The organism is Streptosporangium sp. 'caverna', from assembly GCF_003203775.1.
Lineage (GTDB): Bacteria > Actinomycetota > Actinomycetes > Streptosporangiales > Streptosporangiaceae > Streptosporangium > Streptosporangium subroseum.
The window spans coordinates 6089677-6107739 of the sequence record NZ_CP029711.1 but is presented as its reverse complement, the minus strand read 5'-3'; the positions used below and the strand labels follow the sequence as shown (position 1 = coordinate 6107739).

Here is an 18063-nt window from a genome sequence, read left to right as displayed (position 1 = left end):
CCGTCGCCGTCGTCCCGCGTTTTTCCCGAGGAGAAGCCGTGCGCCACCGTGTTCCCGTCCGCCTCCAGATGACCCGTACCGAGTGCGGCGCGGCATGCCTCGCCATGGTGCTCAGCCACCACGGCAGGGACACGTCGGTCTCCGGGTGCCGGGACCTGCTCGATCCCGGCCGCGACGGCGTCTCGCCGGCGAGTCTCGTCGCGGCGGCCGAACAGCACGGGATGCGGGCCACCGTGGAGCGCGTCGAGGACCCGCTCGCGACGCCGCTGGAGAACCCCGTCATCGCCTATTGGGAGAAGCATCACTACGTCGTGGTGGAGCGGGCCGGCCGGACCCGGGTCCGCGTCGTCGATCCCGCGAAAGGACGGCGCTCCCTCTCCCGCGAGGAGTTCGCCGAGCAGTACGGCGGGGTCGTGATCGATGCCCGGCCCGGAGAGGACTTCGTCCGGCGCCGCACCCCGCTGCGGCAGAGAATGCTCATGCGATACCTGCGCGAGTTCATCGGCGTGGCCGGCGGGCGCCGCATCCTGCTCGGCATCCTGCTCCTGGCCGCCGCCCTGCAGGTGTTCGGGCTGTCGCTGCCGTTGGCCACCAAGGTGGTCGTCGACCATCTGGTGCCCGACGGACGCCACGACCTGCTCGGGGTGCTGGGCGCCGCGGTCCTCGGGATCACCGTCATGCAGGGGGCGCTGAGCATCCTCCGGTCCCGGATGCTGCTCAGGCTCCGGGCGCTCGCGGACGAACAGCTGACCGGCCGGTTCGTCACCCACCTGTTGCGCCTGCCGCTCGGCTTCTTTCTCCAACGGAGCCGGGGAGACCTGTTGATGCGGCTCAGCAGCGTGTCGACGGGCCGGGAGGCGGTCACCCAGCACGCGCTGACGATGTGCCTGGACGGGGTGCTGCTCATCGTGTACGTCACGGCCCTCACCTTCATCAGCCCCTGGTACGTATTGATCGTCGGCACGCTCGCGGCCCTGCAGATCTGCCTGATGCTCAGCTCTTACAACCGGGTGAGCGTACTCACGCAGCGGGAGCTGACCGCCCGCGCCGAGGAGCAGGGCTACCTGATCGAGGCACTCCAGGCGATGCTTCCGGTCAAGGCCAACGGGGTGGAGACGCAGGCGCGGCGGCGCTGGCACGAGCTGTTCGGCGCCTACCAGGTGGCCATGCTGCGCCGAGGCCGGGCCACCTCCTGGTTCGAGGGCGGCCAGACGGCGCTGTCCATGCTCGCTCCCCTCTCCCTGCTGTGGTGCGGTGTATGGCTGGTGCTGGGCGGTCAGATGTCCCTGGGCTCCATGCTCGCCGCCAACACGCTGGCCATGTCGGTGCTCTCGCCGTTGATGGCGTTCGTGGGCGTCATCCAGCTTCTCTCCATGCTTCGCGGCCAGATCGAGCGCATCTACGACGTGTTCGACTCGGCTCCCGAGATCAGCGGCGACCAACTGCTCCCCGGCGGCAGGCCGGTCTCCGTACAGGCGCGCGACGTCACCTTCCGGTACGCGCCGGAGTCACCGCCCGTGGTCAGGAGCGTGTCGTTCACCGTGCCCGCCGGGGCCAAGCTCGGCGTCGTCGGGCGTACCGGTTCGGGGAAGAGCACGCTGGCCCTGCTGGTACTCGGCCTGCTGCGAGCCGAGGCGGGCACGATCCGCCACGACGGCATCGCCGTCGACGACCTCGACGTCGGCGAGCTGCGCCGTGGATGCGGCGCGGTGCTTCAGGAGCTGTCCCTGTTCAACGGCACGATCCGCGACAACATCACGCTCGGCAGCCCGGATGCCACGGACGCCGACGTCGTCGACGCCGCCACCATGGCGGGACTGCACGAGGACGTCCTGCGCCTGCCCATGGGGTATCGGACCACCGTCGGCGAAGGCGGGGCATCGCTGTCGGCGGGGCAGCGCCAGCGCGTGGCGCTCGCCCGTGCGCTGGTCCACAGGCCCAGGCTGCTCATCCTTGACGAGGCGACGAGCCACCTCGACCCCGAGACCGAACGGCGCGTCGACGCGGCGCTGTCGGCGCTGCGGGTGACCAGGATCGTCATCTCGCACCGGCTCAGCGCCATCCGGAACGCCGACGAGATCGTGGTCATGCGGGAAGGCCGGGTGGCCGAGCGCGGGAAACACGAGGAACTGGTGAACCGGCCCGGCGCCTACCACGAGCTTTTCGCCGATGCGACCACCTTCGAGAACGCCGGAGTCGCGCACCCGGCTCTCCCCTAGCTGCGCGGCGCCCGTCGCGCGACCTGAAAGCACCACCCACCGTAGAAAGGAACCCCATGTCGATGGAAGAAGCCCGAGACCTGGTCCGGTCCTGGAAGGACCCCGACTTCCGCGAGGACGGCGTGGAACACCCTTCCGGCGACATCAGCTTCACGCTGATGGGCGCGGAAGGCGCCGACAGCACCCCGGTGTGCACGGTGACCATCGCCACCGGGTTGGCGAGCTGCTGGCCGTGGTGTGCCGAAACGGCCGGCATCTGCACGGTCGCGGGGTGCAAGCCCAACCTTCCGCCCATCTGGGTCTGATCCGTCGTCCCCGGCGGACGCCGTACCGAACTTGCCTGACGGGTCACGCCTCGTCCGACCACGTCACGCCGACCCGCGCGTGACACCTGGTCAGGCCCGGGAGCCCGGCGAGAAGATAACGATCAGGTAGAACGTGTGGGTGGCGGCCGGGCCGCCACCCACATCACCCGAGGGGGCGCTTCGTCATCCCGGAACGTGTCCCAAGGCCGCACCCTTTCTCGTGCCGACGGTCACAGGACGTGCTCAGGCCAGGCGTACGCGCCGCGCCTCGGCGCGGGTGACGGGGACGTCGGCGGCGATTCCGTGCAGGACGTGGGCGAGGACCTCGACCCCCCGTACCACCCGCGGGCCGGGCCGGTTGAAATACGCCGGTCCGTCGAGCACCCACACCTGCCCGCCGCGCACCGCGGGCAGGTCCGCCCATCCGGGCAGGCCGGTCAGCAGCCGCCACTCGGACTCGGTGCGCTCCGGGGTGAAGCCGCACGGCATCAGCAGGATCACATCCGGCTGAGCCGCACGCAGGGCCTGCCACTCCATGGGCCTGGTGTGCTCTCCGGCCTCGGCCAGGAGCGGCTCGCCTCCGGCATGACGGATCTGCTCGGGAACCCAGTGACCGGCGGGCCAGAGCGGATCCAGCCACTCGATCGCCGCCACCCGCGGACGCGGCAGGCCCGTGACCGTGCCGTGCACGGCCGCGAGCCGGCCACGCAGCTCATCGGCCCGCCGGGTCGCCACCTCCGGCACGCCCAGCGCCTCTCCCACGCTTTCGAGACATTCCAGTACGTCGGTCAGGGTGTGCGGCTCCAGGCTGATCACCCGGGGTCCGGCGTCGAGAACACGCACCGCCCGCGACACCTCGGTGTAGGAGACGGCGCACACGTCGCACAGATCCTGGGTCAGCACCACGTCCGGAGCAAGCTCGGCCAGCCGTTCGACGTCGAGGGTGTACAGCGACGAGCCCCGGTGGGATGCCCCTCCCACGGCGTCGGATATCTCCCGGCTGCTCATCCGGTCCGCGGCGAGAACGGCCGCCGTCACCACCGGGACGGACGCGACCACCTCCGGGGGCCAGTCGCATTCGTGCGTACGTCCCACCAGGTCGGCGGCCAGACCGAGCTCCACGACGAGGTCGGTGGCCGCGGGCAGCAACGACACGATGCGCATACCACGACCCTAGTCCGGGCCGCGTTCGCAGCCCGGACCCGGGTCCCTGACGCCTGCGGACAGACGCTCGCGCCGCCTGGTCGGATTCGCGGGCCGACTCCGGTGACGATGACGTTTCAAGAGGGGCGCTCCCGGCTCCGACCCAGCGCTCCGACCCAAGGGGGCGAGGTGGGGTGCCTTCACCGGCCGTTCGCACACGGCGCGGCATCGTTTGAGTCGTACCCTGACAAGCGTCGTACCCTGACAAGCCCAGAGCCGTTTCCAGGCCGGTTCCGCTCCGTGAACGGAGGATCTCGATGCTGCTCGACGACCTCGGCACTCCGTTCACGCCGCACGGTGCCGCGCGCCGCGTGGTGTCGCTCGTCCCGTCGCTCACTGAGTCGCTCGCCGAGACCGCCCCGGAGCTGCTGATCGGCGCGACCGACTGGTGCACCCACCCCGCGGAGTTGCGCGTACGGCGGATCGGCGGCACCAAGAACCCGGATGTGCCCGCGATCGTCGCCCTCCGGCCGGACCTGGTGCTGGCCAACGAGGAGGAGAACCGCCTCGCCGACCTGGAGGCGCTCCGGTCGATGGGGGTGCCGGTCTGGGTGACGAGGATCCGTACGCTGGAGGACGCCTTCGCCTCCCTGCGCCGGATGCTGACGATGGCCTGCGGCCTGCCCGAGCCGGACTGGCTCGCCGCCGCGGAACGGGCATGGCCGACTCCGCGGACCACCGGCGTACGGCGGGCAGTGATCCCCATCTGGCGTAAACCGTGGATGGTCCTCGGGCGCGACACCTTCGCGGGCGACCTCCTGCTCAGGCTCGGCGTCCGCAACCTCTACGCCGGCCACGCCGAGCGCTATCCGAAGATCGCCCTGCCCGACCTGCTGGCGGCGGGAGCCGACCTCGTCGTCCTTCCCGACGAGCCCTACCGTTTCACCGCGGAGGACGGCCCCGGATTCTTTCCCGCGATACCGGCCGCGCTGGTCAGCGGCCGGCATCTGACCTGGTACGGCCCGTCCCTGGTCGAGGCGCCCAGCGTGCTCGGGACCGCCCTGGGATGAGACGGCGGCCTGAGGATTCCGGGGGAATCGAGGGTCGCGAAGGCCGTCCGCGGCTCCGGAGAGCTTTTTTTCGAGCGTCGCGGGTCTTGCTCCGCAGGTCAGTGACGCCTGCGTGACAGAAGCGGATTCAGGTCTTTGATTACCCCTTGACTCCCATGACGCCGGAGTGGTCAGATCTCTTTTCATTAGGAAGCTTTCCTAACTATCTGGCCGGACTATCGGCCCTCGCCATCAGCGAAGATGCTTGGCCGGCTCGCCCAGCTCGGGGGCAGCGGAGCGTACGGCTCGGCAGAAAGGCAAGTCGTGTATCCAGCCACATCGGCGCTCCGGCGCCCGCCCCGTGCCGTCCTGATACTTTCCGTTCTCCTGGCGCTCGTCTCGCCGGTGTTCACGGCCGCGTCGGCGAAAGCCGCCACGAACCGCTACGAGGCGGAGAGCGCGACCGTCTCCCAGGGACTCGTGGAGGCCAACCACACGGGGTTCTCGGGGACCGGTTTCGTCAACGGAGACAACCTCGCCGGTAGCTACACCGAGTGGGCGGTGAACGTCCCGTCGGCGGGCAGCGCGACCCTGGTCCTCCGCTACGCGAACGGCGTCGCCGTCAACCGGTCCGCCGACGTCTCGGTCAACGGCACGGTCGTCTCGGCCGGCCGGGCCTTCAACGGCACCGGCAACTGGGACACCTGGGCCACCTCGACCCTCACCGCCTCGCTGAACGCCGGGTCCAACAGGATCCGGATCTCCGCCACGACCGACAACGGCAACCCCAACCTCGACTATCTCGACGTCGTCGCCGCCGACGCGCCGGCCTCGGACTACCAGGCCGAGGCGGCGACCCTCTCGCAGGCGACGGTGGCCACCAACCACACCGGCTTCACCGGCAGCGGCTTCGTCGACTACGTCAACGCGCCCGGCGGCTCCATCGAGTGGACGGTGAACGTCGCCTCGGCAGGAGCCCACACCCTCACGTTCCGGTACGCCAACGGCACCCCGGCGCCCCGCCCGATGGACATCTCCGTCAACGGGACCGTGTCGGCCGCGGGCAAGGCCTTCCCCGCCACGGCCAACTGGGACACCTGGGCCGACGCCACCGTCGCGGTCACGCTCAAGGCCGGGGTCAACACGATCCGGGCGACGGGCACGGACGCGCTCGGCGGGCCCAACGTCGACAGGCTCGCCGTCAGCGGTTCCAGCGGAAGCGACGGCCAGGCGCCGACCGTCCCGGCCTCTCCCAGGGTGACGGGGACCTCGGCGAGCAGCATCTCGCTCGCCTGGAACGACTCCACCGACAACGTCGCCGTCACCGGCTACCGCGTCTACGAGGGCACCGCGCTCAAGGCCGGCCCGGCCACCGCCAGCGCGACCGTCAGCGGCCTGGCCGCCTCCTCGACGCACTCGTACACGATCTCCGCGGTGGACGCCGCCGGGAACGAGTCCGCGCGCAGCGCCGTCGTCACCGGCACCACGAGCGGTGCGGGCGGCGGGGTCACCGCCGACCAGCTGCTCGCGAAGGTCACCACCTGCAGTCAGATCTCCAACGGCAAGTACAAGACCGACTCCGATGTCGGCAGCGCGACCGTGGCCGTGTGCAACAAGACGGGGGCGGTGTTCTGGAAGGCGGACATGGACATCGACTGTGACGGCGTCCGTACCACCCAGTGCAACGAGGACACCGACTGCTGCTTCCTGCCGGAGACCGCCTGCGAGACGAGCGGCGGCGCCGCGCTCAACGCCGCGCAGCTGCCGTACGTGGTGGTGCCGAGCTCAAGCGGCATCTGGAACTACACCACCAAGGGAATCGGCTGCGGCACGGTCGTGGCGATGATCTACAACGGCCAGATCGAGTACGCCGTGGTGGGTGACACGGGGCCGAGCGAGATCATCGGGGAGGCGTCCTACCGGGCGGCCGCCGACCTGGGCATCAACCCCGACCCGAGCAACGGCGGCATCGACACGGGTGTCACCTACATCGTCTTCACCGGCTCGGGCACCAAGATCGCGACTGAGGAGAACCACTCGCAGGCGGTGACCCTCGGACAGCAGCTCGCCCAGCAGTTCGTCGACAACAACTGACTCCCTCTTCCGATCCCGTACGGCTCGACGGCATCCGGCGCCGTGGATCACCTCTTCCGGAGGCGCGACCGGCGCCGTGAGCCATCCGCCCCTGATCCCGTACGGCTCCGCGACCTCGACCGCGGAGCCGTACGGGATCCTCGTTTTTCGCGCTGTTCTTTTGCCGCGCGGAGGTGAAGCGCTTCAGGGAGTTTTGGGCATCATTTACGAGTTCATGTCGCTATATCGGCAAATATGCGTGCATAGGGGAGGGGTAGTTGATTCCACTCATGAGCTGATCGCCGGAGGTCCTCATGGTTCAGAGAATGCTCGCCCTGCTGGCCCTCGTCGTCCTCGTGCTGGGTGGCACGGTCAGCGGCGCCGCCGCCGTCGCCGCTCAACCGGCTCCCAACGACCAGGACAGGCATTTCCTGGTCCAGGCGCACCGGGCGAACCTGGCCGAGATCGAGGCCGGGAAGACCGCCCAGAACAAGGCGAGCGACCAGACCGTCCGTGACCTGGGCGACAAGTTCGTCACCGATCACACGAAGCTCGACGAGAGCGTGCAGAGGGTGGCCAAGGCACTCGACGTGAAGCTGCCCGACAGGCCAGGCCCCAAGCAGCGCGCCGTGCTCGACAAGGTGTCGGGACTGAACGGAGCGGCCTTCGACCGCGCGTGGATAACCACGGAGATCATGGGTCACCGGGAGACGCTCGCCGCCGTGAACACCGAGCTGCAGGACGGCTCCTCCGCCCAGGTGAAGCAGGTCGCCACGGACGCCAAGCCGGTCGTGCAGGAGCACCTGAAGCTGCTGGAGCAGGCACGGGGCGCCGAGACCACACCCGGAAGCTCGCCGAGCGCCAGTAGTACCGGCTACTAGCCAGACCCGGTAACGACCCCGGCCGGTCCCTGCGGGGACCCGAGCACCGGCCGACCGATCTCGAAGGTGATTCGAGCCACCGGTCGACCGGTCCCGGAGGCGCCGAGCACCGGCCGATCGGCACCGGCGGGTGAGACGACGGCGGAGCGAAGCCGGTCGCTCGCGTTCGTGCGCCGCGCCCGGCGGCGCCGTTCGCCCGGCCGGTTCCGGTCCGCGTGGCCCGGAGCGCCGGTCGGATGGCCGGTTCAGCTCACGTGGGCCGGGGGAGCGGGCTCTTCCTCGGTGAACTCCATCTCGGGCGGGGGGAGCCGGAACAGGCGGGTGAGGTAGGCGAGGTAGACCACGCCGACGACGAGCCAGATCAGGCCGAGCATGATGGCGTTGCCGTCGAGCTTGGTGAGCAGCCACACGTCGACGATCGCGCCGATCGCCGGTGCCAGGACGTACGGCAGGATCCCGGGCCGGCGCCCCGCGCGGCGTTCGCGGAGGTAGAGGGCGATGACGCTGAGGTTGACGAAGGTGAAGGCGGTGAAGGCCCCGAAGTTGATGAACGACGTCGAGGTGGCGACGTCCAGGCGCAGGGCGATCATTCCGACGATGCCGGTGAGCAGGATGCTGAACGCGGGCGTGCGGAACCTGGGGTGGATGTAGCCGAAGATCCTGCGGGGCAGGACGGAGTCGCGTCCCATGGCGAACAGCAGCCGCGAGGTGCTGGCCTGCGCGGCGAGGCCTGAGGTGAACTGGGCGATGACCAGACCGGCGAGGAAGACCGCCCCGAACAGGTTGCCGCCGATCGTCTTGGCGATCTCCGAGGCCGCCGAGGAGGAGTCGGTGAAGGTGCTGCCGGGGTGCACGAGCTGGGTGAAGTAGGCGACGAGGACGAAGATGGCGCCCCCGATGAGCGCGATGAGCAGGATGGCCCGCGGGATCGTTTTTGTGGGTTCGACGGTCTCCTCGGTGAGGGTGGTGACCGCGTCGAAGCCGAGGAAGGAGTAGGCGGCGATGGCGGCGCCCGCCGAGATGCCGGTCACGGTCGTGGCCGAGTTGAAGAACGGGGCCGGGTCGACCAGCGCGCCCGCGCCGTCCGAGCCGACCAGGTGACCGATCGACAGCAGGACGAAGAAGGCCAGGACCAGGATCTGGAAGATCATGAGCAGGGAGTTGGCCCTGGCCGCCACCTTGATGCCCAGCAGGTTGAGCCCGGTCGTCACGACGATGAAGCCGATGATCCACAGCCAGGAGGGGACGCCGGGGAACTGCGCGGACAGGTAGGCGCCGCCGATCAGCCAGATGACCATGGGCAGGAAGAAGTAGTCGAGCAGCACCGCCCAGCCGACGAGGAAGCCCACCCGGGAGTCGATGGTCCGCCGCACGTAGGTGTAGGCGGACCCGGCGATCGGATACGCCGCCGCCATCTTGCCGTAGCTGAGGGCGGTGAACAGCATGGCCACCAGGGCGACGGCGTACGCGGCGGCGGTCGCGCCGCTCGTCGTCTCGGCCACGATGCCGAAGATGCCGAGCACGATCAGCGGCGTCATGTAGGCCAGGCCGAACAGGACGACGGATCTGAGCGTGAGGGCTCGCCTCAAAGTTGGTTCGCTGGCTTGCATGGCGAGGTTCCCTCCGGAAGGGGTCAGTTGTCCGCTGGTTTCCAGCGCGCGGGGTCGATGCGCCCGCCGTACAGGGGGAGTTCGAGGGGGTCGTCGGCGGGACCGAACTGGTCCCACATGCGGTTGAGGCCCGCGGTGCCGTACCTGCGCACCCGCGTGACGTCGTCCAGGTCGAGGACGTCGGTGAGCACGGTGGGCGCCTCGCCCGCCTCGACCCTGACCCGGCCCTCGGGATCGACGACAAGACTGCGGCCGGTGCCGGTGGGGGCGGCCGTGTTGACGCTGACGACGTAGACCTGGTTCACGATCGCGTTGGCGCGTGCCAGCACCAGCTCCTGGGCACGGTCGGAGGTCGTCGTCATGACCGGGTTGACGATGACCTCCGCGCCCATCCACGCGAGGTGGCGCGCGACCTCGGGAAACCAGACGTCGTAGCAGATCGCGAAGCCGACCCGGCCCGCTCCGGGGACGTCGAAGACCACGAAACGGTCGCCCGGCCGGTAGGGCTCGTACGGTCGCCAGGGGAAGATCTTCCGGTACCAGGCCGCGAGCCGGCCTTCGGGGGAGAAGGCCAGGGCCGTGTTGTACAGCGCGCCGTTCTCCCCACGCTCGCAGACGCTGCCGGGCACCAGCCAGATGTTCAGATCACCGGCGAGCTGGGCGAGCACCTTCGACCGCGGCCCGTTCAGAGGCTCCGCGGAGGCCTCCAGCTCCGCGGTCCTCTGGCGGGGCGGCGTCCGGGCGCCGTGCAGGTGCAGCTCGGGGAAGACGACAAAACGGGCCTCGGGAAAATCCGCGACGAGCGCCTCGACCTCCCGGGCGAAATCCGAGATCGACCCGTCGATCGGGTGGGGCGCCGCCTGGGCGAGTGCGACGGGAAGAGGGCGGGACACGTGACACCTGATTTCTGGCTTCCGAGCTATGAGATGTGAAAATAGCTCATTCTGAGCAGTTAAATCAATAGTGTTCACAATGAACTGTTTTCTGGCGAGTACGGTGATGGGATGACGCCTGGTAGCCCCCTGACCGCGCTGAAAGCCCCCGTTCTCGCGGGTATCCGCCGGCTCAACGCGCTGGACACCGTCCGCGCCCGCATCGCCATGGCCGTTGACCTCGGCCTGCTGAAGCCGGGGGAGCGGCTGCCGCCGACCGACGAGATCGCCCGTTCCCTCGGCGTCGGAGAGATCACGGCCCGGCGCGCGCTCGTGTCGCTGTGCGACGAAGGCGTCCTGGAACGGCGACGCGGCCGGACCGGCGGCACCCTGGTGGCCCACCGGCCCGTCACCGGCCGGGTCCTCGAGATCGAGGCGTACCGGTCGGCCGCGGACGAGGTCCACCGGCTGATCGACGAAAGGTTGCTGCTGGAGTGCGGGATCGCGCACCTGGCGGCGTCGAACGCGGGGCCGCGGCAGCTGGAGGAGCTGGAGGCCCTCGTGGCGCAGATGGACCAGGTTTCGAGCTGGGCCGAGTTCCATACGTGCGACGAGCGTTTCCACACGGCGATCGCGGCGGCCACCGGGCTGCCGTCGGCGGTGGGCCAGTACGGCCCGGTCCTGCGGGAGCTCTACCGCTACTACCTGCCGTACCCGCTGGACTACCTGCGGGAGTCCAACGGCGAGCACGCCGAGCTCGTCGCGGCCCTGGCCGGCCGTGATCCGCTGAAGGCGGTCGACGTCACGCGCCGCCACGTCCAGACGCTCCACCAGACCATGTTCGTCGGGCTCATCGGCCCTCAGCCGCCCGCCGGCGTCCCGCTCGCCGGGGCCCCGTCGTCGGAGTCCCCGCCCCCGGACGCGGCCGCCTCGGCTCTGGCCAGCTCGGAGTGCCGGTAGGAGTATGCGAAGTACACGATCAGGCCGATCGCGAACCACGCCGCGAAGCGTACCCAGGTCTGCCACTGCAGGAAGGTGATCAGCCAGAGCGAGAACAGGATGCCGACCGCCGGCACGACCGGCATGCCGGGGCAGCGGAAGGTCCGGGGCAGGTCGGGCCGTCTGTAGTGCAGCACGATCACCGCCGCGCACACGACCACGAAGGCGAGCAGGATGCCGATGTTGGTCAGCTCCGCGACCTGCACGATGGGCAGGAAACCGGCCAGGATCGCGGAGATGACGCCGACGATCCAGGTCACGCGGGTCGGCACGTGCCGGGTCGGGTGCGTCTTGGCGAACCACTTCGGCAGCAGCCCGTCCCGGCTCATCGAGAACCACACGCGGCTCACTCCGAGCATGAACGTGAACATGACGGTGAGGATGCCGATGATCGCCCCGACCGCGATCACGTTCGCCAGGCCGTACAGGCCCACCGAGCTGAACGCGGTGGAGAAGCCGCTCTCCCTGTCGATCTCCGTGTATTTCTGCATGCCCGTCAGCACCAGGCAGGCCAATACGTAGAGGACCATCGAGATGGCGAGCGAGTACATGATCGCCTTTGGCATGTGGCGTCTCGCGTCCTTCGACTCCTCCGCCGCGGTGCTCATGGCGTCGTAGCCGAAGACGGCGAAGAAGACCGTGGCCGCGCCCGTGAACGCACCACCGATGCCGTAGGGGAAGAAGGGGGTGTAGTTGGACGGGTTGACGAAGAAGAATCCGACGATGATGACCACCAGCACCACGACGACCTTCAGCGCGACGACGGCCATCTCGAACCGGGCCGCGTTTCTCATGCCGAGGTTCAGCAGATAGGCGATCAGCAGGCAGAGCAGGGCGGCGATCAGGTCCACCCGGTGCCCCGCACCCGTCCCCGGAGCCCCCAGCATCCACGCGGGTATCTCGACGCCCAAAGCGTCGAGCAGGAACGAGAAGTAGCCGGAGATGCCGATGGCGACGACCGCGACGATCGCGGTGTACTCCAGCAGCAGGTCCCAGCCGATGAGCCAGCCCACCAGCTCGCCGAGGACCGCGTAACCGTAGGTGTAGGCGGACCCGGCCTTCGGGATGAGCCCCGCGAACTCCGCGTAGGAGAACGCCGCCGCCGCGCTCGCCACCCCGGCGATCAGGAACGACACCACGACGGCGGGGCCGGCGATGCCGTTGGCGACGGCCCCCGCGAGCGTGAAGATGCCCGCGCCGATGATGCCGCCCACCCCGATCGCGGTGAGCTGCCACAGTCCCAGCACGCGGGTGAGCTGCTCGCCCCCGACGGCCTCGGGCTCCTCTATGTGCTCGATGGGCTTACGGCGAAGGACGCCCGATCCCGCCCGGAGTATGGCCATGACGCATCCCCTCACCACGACGGCCGCGGCGGACTGTCCGGATCCGCCATCGGGCCTAACGGAGATCCTTCCCCGCTTCACCTGCGGTGATGTCAGGTTTCACCCCGTTGCGCGAGGAGAAACCGGGTCCCGGAGCGGAGCCTGCCTTCCTGCGCTCCGAGCCGGCGGGCCATCGGCTGCATCGGATCTCTGTCATCAGATCGGCGCAGACTATACGGCTGACCATGGAACTGCGGGCTGTCACCCATCACCTCACCCCGAGTGCAACGGCAGCGGAGGGGAACCTTCAAGCGGCCGTCCGCTGAGGGCTGAGGTGGCTGACCGCGCTGTACCGGCTCGGCCGCCGGCCCGATGCCCTGGCCGGCTTCCGGGAAGGCCGGAGTGGACCCGTGACCGAAGATCGCCCTGAGGGCGGCCCGACCTCCCATGATCATGGGCAGGGCCTGCGGTATACGCCGCGTACCGTCCATGATCAAGCTATGACGACAAGTGTGCGATTCGATCGGATGGAGACCGAGCGGCTCATCATGCGACGCTGGCAGGAGTCCGACCGGGCACCGTTCGCCGAGTTGAACGCCGACCCCGAGACCATGCGATTCTTCCCGAACACGCTGGACCGTGAGGCCAGCGACGCGATGATCGAGACGATCGAGACGCGTTTCGACCGGCAGGGGTTCGGATTCTGGGCACTGGAAGTGGCTGCGACCGGCACGTTCATCGGCTTCACCGGCCTCAATACGCTGCCGGACGGTGTGCCCGGCGCCGGCGGCCTGGAGGTCGGCTGGCGGCTGGCCAGGCACGCCTGGCATCACGGATACGCCACCGAGGCGGCCAGGGCCGCACTCGGCGTCGCCTTCGACAACATGGGCCTGCCCGAGATCTGGTCCCTGACCGCGGTCCTCAACGAACCATCCCAGGCCGTCATGCGCCGGCTGGGGCTGACGGAGATTGACCGGTTCGACCACCCCCGGATCCCGCCGGGTGATCCGCTCCGGCCGCAGGTGGCCTATCACGGCACCCGCCCGGCCGCGTCCAAGCTCCCATGATCATGGGTCTGTCCGGCGGGCGCCCACTCGCCGCCCGCCGGACAGACCCGACAGTCTGGAGCACTGACTAGTAGCGTTCCGCCACGCCTGAGTTGATCTCGGTGAGGACCAGGGTGGTGTTCGTGTAGCGGATGAGGTTGGACAGGGTCGGTGGCTGGGCCAGGGTGGCCTGGGCGTAGCGGACGGCGTCGCCGACCGTGTTCAGGCCCAGGCCGCGGATGGTGAGCGTGCTGACGGCGGTGCCCGCGTTGATCCGGCGGGATGCCAGGTTGAACATGGTGGCCAGCAGTTCCGCCCGCACGGTGCGCGGCTGCGTCACCGGCAGGAACAGGACGGCCGAGGCCTCCTGCTGGGACAACGCGCCGTTGGCCGCGGAGTTGTCGGCCCCGTCGAAGCGCGTGTCGGTGGCCTGGACACGGGACAGCACCTCGGCCGTCCTCAGGTCCGTCCGCAGTCCCCACAGCGTCGAGAGCAGCGGCAGCCTGCTGGGCGCGACCGCGGTGATCGAGGTCTGCGCCGAGGCCGTGACCGGGGCGAAGGTGCATGCCCCACCGGCACTCTTGTAGCTCACGGACACCTTGTTGATGTAGGTCGCGCCCGACAGCGCCAGCAGCGTCGGCCGCGCCGTGAAGACGATCGTCCGGTCGCCGGACGTGGCCGGCACGTTGCCCACGTTCCAGACCAGCGTCCGGGTGCCGTCGGCGTTGAGCGTCACGGAGTTCGGCTTCGGGCCGGTGCCCAGGTCGAGCGCCGGACTGTAGTAGACGCCGGCCGGCAGTGTGTCGGTGATGGTGACGTTGGACGCGCCGTCACTGCCGGTGTTGGCATAGGTGATGGTGGAGGTGATCGCCTCGCCGGCGTTGACCGTCGGGGATGCCTTCTTCGTCAGGGTCAGTCGCGGTGCGTGCACCGTGGTGGCGGCGGTTCCGGTGTTGTTCGTCGTGTTCGCCTCGGGGCCGCCGTCGAGGTTCGCGGCGGTCGCGGTGGCCTTGTTGGTGAGTTTCGTCCCGTCCTCGGTAGCGCAGGGGACGAGGTAGGTGAACGACTCGGTCGCGGTCGCGGACGGGCTGAGGTTGGGCAGCGACCGCGTCGCGGTCGTGGCGTCGGGGAAGGCGTCGGCGAGGCCGACCGCGGTCGCCGTACCCTTCCCGGCGTTTTTCACTTGTACGGTGTAACCGAGGGTGTCACCGGACTTGGCATCGGCCTTGTCGACGGTCTTGGTCACCGTGACGTCGGGGTCGTAGAAGTCACGGAAGGCGGTTCGCCGCTTCTGGACGGTGTCGAAGCCGATATCGGGGCCGTGGTTGACGCCGGCCCCGTTGGCGGTCTGCGCGGCGGCGGCTCTGAACTTGAGGCTGCGCCAGTCATCGTGCCCGGTGAGCTCGGTCCGCTGGGTGGCGGCGTCGTCTCCGGCGTTGATGTTGACGTCCACCGGATTCGGGTCGATTACCGGCAGCATGGTCGTCGGGTCGACGTTGTTGTTCCAGTTGAGCGCTGTGTTGCCGCGCCCGAACTGGGGGCTTTTATCGGGAGCCGTCCAGCTGGTCATGTCGGTGCCGTCGCCGATCCCATTGGGCTCCAGCAGCGCGGTCTTCTTCAGCGTGGGGAGAGAGGCGCGGGAATAGTCGAGGCGGTCCGGCGCGCCCCCCGGGCCGGTCGGGATGCCGTCCGGATCGAAGGAGTAGTTCATAACGCTCAGGTAGTTGGGCTTGTAGTTGGTGTCGTCGCTTCCGCCGTGATCCAGGCCGAGCGCGTGCCCGAGCTCGTGCATGATGCTGCCGGACTGGTCCCGTGTCGTGCCCACGCCGCCGGTCCACGAACCGAGAGTGACGAGGAAGTCCTTGTTGTGGCCGCGTTCCGGTTCGCAGCACTGACCCGAACTGTCGCTTCCGGCCTTGAGATCGTGCGCGAAGATCGCGTAGTGGGCGTAGATGGCGAGGCTGAAGTTGAAATCGGCGTTCCGCGCGGATCGGTAGTCGTCGGCGAGATCCTCATCCTCGAAGTTCATCACCGGCTGCTCGCCGATCGCCTTGCCCCGGACATGGATGAAGTCCATTCCCGTCGCCTTGTGATCCCCGGGGTAGGGGCAGGGCGACACCGCGTCAACCGGCGCGGCGTCGAAGGCGGCTTTCACCTCACCGATCGCGTTGGGGTCGGGTTCGTGTGAATGGCCGGAATCGCTCATGTAGTCGATCTGGACGACGACCGACTTCCGGCACGGATCCAGGCCGACGAGATCGGCCACCTTGAAGCCGTCCGGGCCGTAGACGGCGTCCTGCTGTTCCACGGCGTCGGGAATCCCGTCGCCGTCGATGTCGACGCTGGTGCCGTTGGAGATACTGAAGTCGATCCGGGCTTTCCTGCCGTCGTTGTTGTCGGGGAAACCGTGGTCGCCGTCGCCCTGGCCCACGGTGAGGCTGTTCAGGAGATCGCCCGACCAGGAGTTGCCTTCGACGGTGTCGTAATAGACGAGATCGAGATCGACGTCATCGTTCAGAGGGCTGATGTCCATCTTGTCGTCGCCACCTTCGGTGGGACCGGAGTCTTCGTCCCACAACCGGATGAGGATCGGCACGCTGCTCTGTCCGGCGGGTAGGTTCACCGTCTGCGTGAACTGCCAGCCGGGGGAGAAGACGTCGTCCTCGACGACACCGCGCCGCTCCAGTGGGCCGTCACCGATGCGGACCTCGGGGAAGTAGTCTCCGTCGCCCGCCGCGGTGTCCGGGTTCTCGATCTGCAGCACATTGTTGATGCGAAGCGTGAGCGTGACGCTTGTGGCAGCGGAAGCCGTCGAAGAATTCAACGCCGGCAACATAGCGAACAGCAGCCCTATCGCGGCATATATTGCAATTCGTGGATTGCGACCCTTGCGTCGCAATCCATTTGAGGTGGAAAGCGCCATCTTTCTCCTTTTTAAATGTTGGTGTATGGCATCCCCATTCTGGTAATTCACCGTAACTGTCACCGCTTAGTTCGACATGAGTAGGGTTATACTCATTTCTCGCCACTCCGCTCAGGGCGCTCGCCGGGATCGCAGCGCTGGTGCTCCCGAGCCGTCCGACGGGGAGGATGAAAAAGCTCACCGATCGTTGGAATCCTGGGTTCACGCCGGCCGGGGATGCGTCACGCCGCATCGCGCCCAGTCCCATCGGCCCGTGACGACCGAGTTCCGTGTCTGTCGGTGGCGGCTGGCAGCATGACGACATGACCATGCAGCCCCTCGATGTCTCTTGGCTCTGCGGCGAATACGCCGAGGAGTGCTACAGCTTCCTCTACATCCGTGCCATGCCCGAACAGGTGGTTGCCCGCCTCGGCGGTCGATGGGAGGACTTCACGCCGGGTCCCTTTCCCGACGACCCGGATTACTACTCACGCTCTGAGAAGCCTCTCGGCGTCACCGCCATCGGCGATTGGACGTTCGTTTTCGACTCTGACTGGCTCGGCACCCGCGAAGACGTGATCACTGAACTCTCCGAGGGCACCCGCCTCGTCTCCCAAGCCGCACTCGGCATCAAGGACATGGACTACTTCTACTGGTGTGAGGACGGCGAGATCCGATTCGCCTGGGGCGGCGATGACGGATATATGACGGAGATCCCGGACGAACTCGTGGACACGATGGCGGAGATCGACAGGCTCTACCCATCGGGTCCCCGGCTCTACCGAGGGCCGGCTTTCCTGCTCATCGAGCACCTGACCGGGATCAGGGCCACGGAGCAACTGCTGAAGGGCTCTACGTTGATGTGGGGCGTCGTCCCGGAACCGGCCACGTCGTAACGTCAGCCGACAGTGAGGCTTTTCCATCCTGATCGTGCTGGTCACAATGGGTGTCCGTAGCCCGGAGATCGATGGAGACGAGGCTTCCGGTGAGACAGCAGATGCCCCCACCGGGAGCCGCGCAGCACCGGAAGATCCCGGCCAAGCTGCGCCGCTGCCCGCACCGCGCGACCGCGATCGTGCAGGTCATCCTCGTGCCGCACCAGGCCGAGACCGGCCGCTACCCGCGATGGGAAAGGCTCAGCGTGTTGGTTACGCTTCAGGAATGTTCCGTGAGGCTCGGCCTGGCGACTTCGATCAGATCATCCGCCTCTACCGGCAACTGCAGCCCGACGATCCGGTTCTGAAGGACGGATCCGATGCAGCGGCTTTCCAGCAGATCCTGGGCTCTCCAGCGCTGTATCTCTTCGTGCTCGAACTGGATGGGGTTGTCGTCGCCACGACGTACCTCAACGTGATCCCCAACATCACCCGATCGGCATCGCCCTACGCCGTCATCGAGAACGTCGTCGTCGAGGAATCGCGGCGAGGCACAGGCCTGGGTAGGCAGATCATGGCCGGCACACTCCAAGCCGCATGGGATGCGGGCTGCTACAAGACGATGCTGATGACGGGCTCGCGCAAGCCTGTGACCCACGCCTTCTACAGAGCCTGCGGGTTCTCGGCCGACGCCAAGACAGCGTACGTGGCTCGACCATCGTGAGGTGGCGCGCTGGAGAGCACACCCGGACCGTCTTTTGTGATGG

General features: G+C 68.3%; 14 protein-coding genes. 9 read left to right on the top strand and 5 right to left on the bottom strand.

All coding sequences use genetic code 11. The features are described 5' to 3' along the window. Positions 1–38 precede the first annotated feature (38 nt). Entirely contained in the window at positions 39–2219 is a 2181-nt protein-coding gene (locus DKM19_RS26810) for a peptidase domain-containing ABC transporter (RefSeq protein WP_110699228.1), read from the top strand. A 56-nt stretch (positions 2220–2275) separates the two neighbouring features. Next, positions 2276–2524, top strand: coding sequence for a hypothetical protein (locus DKM19_RS26805; protein ID WP_110699226.1), 249 nt, complete (start codon positions 2276–2278; stop codon positions 2522–2524). 243 nt (positions 2525–2767) lie between these two features. On the opposite strand, the gene DKM19_RS26800 is transcribed toward DKM19_RS26805, so the two are convergent. Beyond that, a complete protein-coding gene (locus DKM19_RS26800) occupies positions 2768–3688 on the bottom strand; it encodes a cobalamin-binding protein (RefSeq protein ID WP_110699224.1) in 921 nt (306 codons plus the stop codon). Between the two features lie 296 nt (positions 3689–3984). Between DKM19_RS26800 and DKM19_RS26795 the strand changes: the two genes are divergently transcribed. The 3 genes from DKM19_RS26795 to DKM19_RS26785 all read left to right on the top strand — a co-directional run bounded on the left by DKM19_RS26795 (position 3985) and on the right by DKM19_RS26785 (position 7670). Continuing rightward, the gene (locus DKM19_RS26795; RefSeq protein WP_110699222.1) at positions 3985–4737 is read left to right on the top strand and encodes a helical backbone metal receptor; all 753 of its coding nucleotides are present in this window, start codon (positions 3985–3987) and stop codon (positions 4735–4737) included. A gap of 303 nt (positions 4738–5040) precedes the next feature. Then, positions 5041–6810, top strand: a complete 1770-nt coding sequence (locus DKM19_RS26790; RefSeq protein ID WP_162641789.1) for a CBM35 domain-containing protein — start codon at positions 5041–5043, stop codon at positions 6808–6810. 293 nt (positions 6811–7103) lie between these two features. After that, the gene (locus tag DKM19_RS26785) at positions 7104–7670 is read left to right on the top strand and encodes a DUF4142 domain-containing protein (protein ID WP_110699218.1); all 567 of its coding nucleotides are present in this window, start codon (positions 7104–7106) and stop codon (positions 7668–7670) included. Between the two features lie 245 nt (positions 7671–7915). Here the strand turns inward: DKM19_RS26785 and DKM19_RS26780 are convergent, their stop codons facing one another. Both DKM19_RS26780 and DKM19_RS26775 read right to left on the bottom strand, forming a co-directional pair. Next, positions 7916–9259, bottom strand: a complete 1344-nt coding sequence (locus tag DKM19_RS26780; protein ID WP_239513609.1) for an APC family permease — start codon at positions 9257–9259, stop codon at positions 7916–7918. A 44-nt stretch (positions 9260–9303) separates the two neighbouring features. Further along, the gene (locus DKM19_RS26775) at positions 9304–10173 is read right to left on the bottom strand and encodes a carbon-nitrogen hydrolase family protein (RefSeq protein ID WP_110699214.1); all 870 of its coding nucleotides are present in this window, start codon (positions 10171–10173) and stop codon (positions 9304–9306) included. 111 nt (positions 10174–10284) lie between these two features. On the opposite strand from DKM19_RS26775, the gene DKM19_RS26770 reads away from it, so the two are divergent. After that, positions 10285–11112, top strand: a complete 828-nt coding sequence (locus DKM19_RS26770; protein WP_110699212.1) for a FadR/GntR family transcriptional regulator — start codon at positions 10285–10287, stop codon at positions 11110–11112. Here DKM19_RS26770 and DKM19_RS26765 read toward each other — a convergent pair. After that, positions 11013–12494 (bottom strand): amino acid permease, encoded by a 1482-nt coding sequence (locus DKM19_RS26765; protein ID WP_110699210.1) that lies wholly within the window; start codon positions 12492–12494, stop codon positions 11013–11015. The genes DKM19_RS26770 and DKM19_RS26765 overlap by 100 nt on opposite strands. A gap of 479 nt (positions 12495–12973) precedes the next feature. On the opposite strand from DKM19_RS26765, the gene DKM19_RS26760 reads away from it, so the two are divergent. Next, on the top strand, positions 12974–13540 hold the full coding sequence (locus DKM19_RS26760) for a GNAT family N-acetyltransferase (RefSeq protein WP_239513608.1): 567 nt from the start codon (positions 12974–12976) through the stop codon (positions 13538–13540). A 67-nt stretch (positions 13541–13607) separates the two neighbouring features. Here the strand turns inward: DKM19_RS26760 and DKM19_RS26755 are convergent, their stop codons facing one another. Further along, positions 13608–16442: a CARDB domain-containing protein gene (locus DKM19_RS26755; protein WP_110699206.1), complete on the bottom strand. Its 2835-nt coding sequence runs from the start codon at positions 16440–16442 to the stop codon at positions 13608–13610. A 302-nt stretch (positions 16443–16744) separates the two neighbouring features. Here DKM19_RS26755 and DKM19_RS26750 point away from each other — a divergent pair, with 302 nt between their 5' ends. Both DKM19_RS26750 and DKM19_RS26745 read left to right on the top strand, forming a co-directional pair. Beyond that, entirely contained in the window at positions 16745–17317 is a 573-nt protein-coding gene (locus DKM19_RS26750; protein ID WP_110706001.1) for a DUF6461 domain-containing protein, read from the top strand. Between the two features lie 265 nt (positions 17318–17582). Continuing rightward, entirely contained in the window at positions 17583–18020 is a 438-nt protein-coding gene (locus DKM19_RS26745) for a GNAT family N-acetyltransferase (RefSeq protein WP_110699204.1), read from the top strand. The last annotated feature ends 43 nt before the right edge of the window (positions 18021–18063 follow it).

Coding starts and splice junctions, on each gene's coding strand:
- DKM19_RS26805 (WP_110699226.1), top strand. CDS start 2,276: ATGTCGATGGAAGAAGCCCGAGACCTGGTCCGGTCCTGGAAGGACCCC.
- DKM19_RS26800 (WP_110699224.1), bottom strand. CDS start 3,688: ATGCGCATCGTGTCGTTGCTGCCCGCGGCCACCGACCTCGTCGTGGAG.
- DKM19_RS26795 (WP_110699222.1), top strand. CDS start 3,985: ATGCTGCTCGACGACCTCGGCACTCCGTTCACGCCGCACGGTGCCGCG.
- DKM19_RS26785 (WP_110699218.1), top strand. CDS start 7,104: ATGGTTCAGAGAATGCTCGCCCTGCTGGCCCTCGTCGTCCTCGTGCTG.
- DKM19_RS26770 (WP_110699212.1), top strand. CDS start 10,285: ATGACGCCTGGTAGCCCCCTGACCGCGCTGAAAGCCCCCGTTCTCGCG.
- DKM19_RS26765 (WP_110699210.1), bottom strand. CDS start 12,494: ATGGCCATACTCCGGGCGGGATCGGGCGTCCTTCGCCGTAAGCCCATC.
- DKM19_RS26760 (WP_239513608.1), top strand. CDS start 12,974: ATGACGACAAGTGTGCGATTCGATCGGATGGAGACCGAGCGGCTCATC.
- DKM19_RS26755 (WP_110699206.1), bottom strand. CDS start 16,442: ATGGCGCTTTCCACCTCAAATGGATTGCGACGCAAGGGTCGCAATCCA.
- DKM19_RS26750 (WP_110706001.1), top strand. CDS start 16,745: ATGACCATGCAGCCCCTCGATGTCTCTTGGCTCTGCGGCGAATACGCC.
- DKM19_RS26745 (WP_110699204.1), top strand. CDS start 17,583: ATGTTCCGTGAGGCTCGGCCTGGCGACTTCGATCAGATCATCCGCCTC.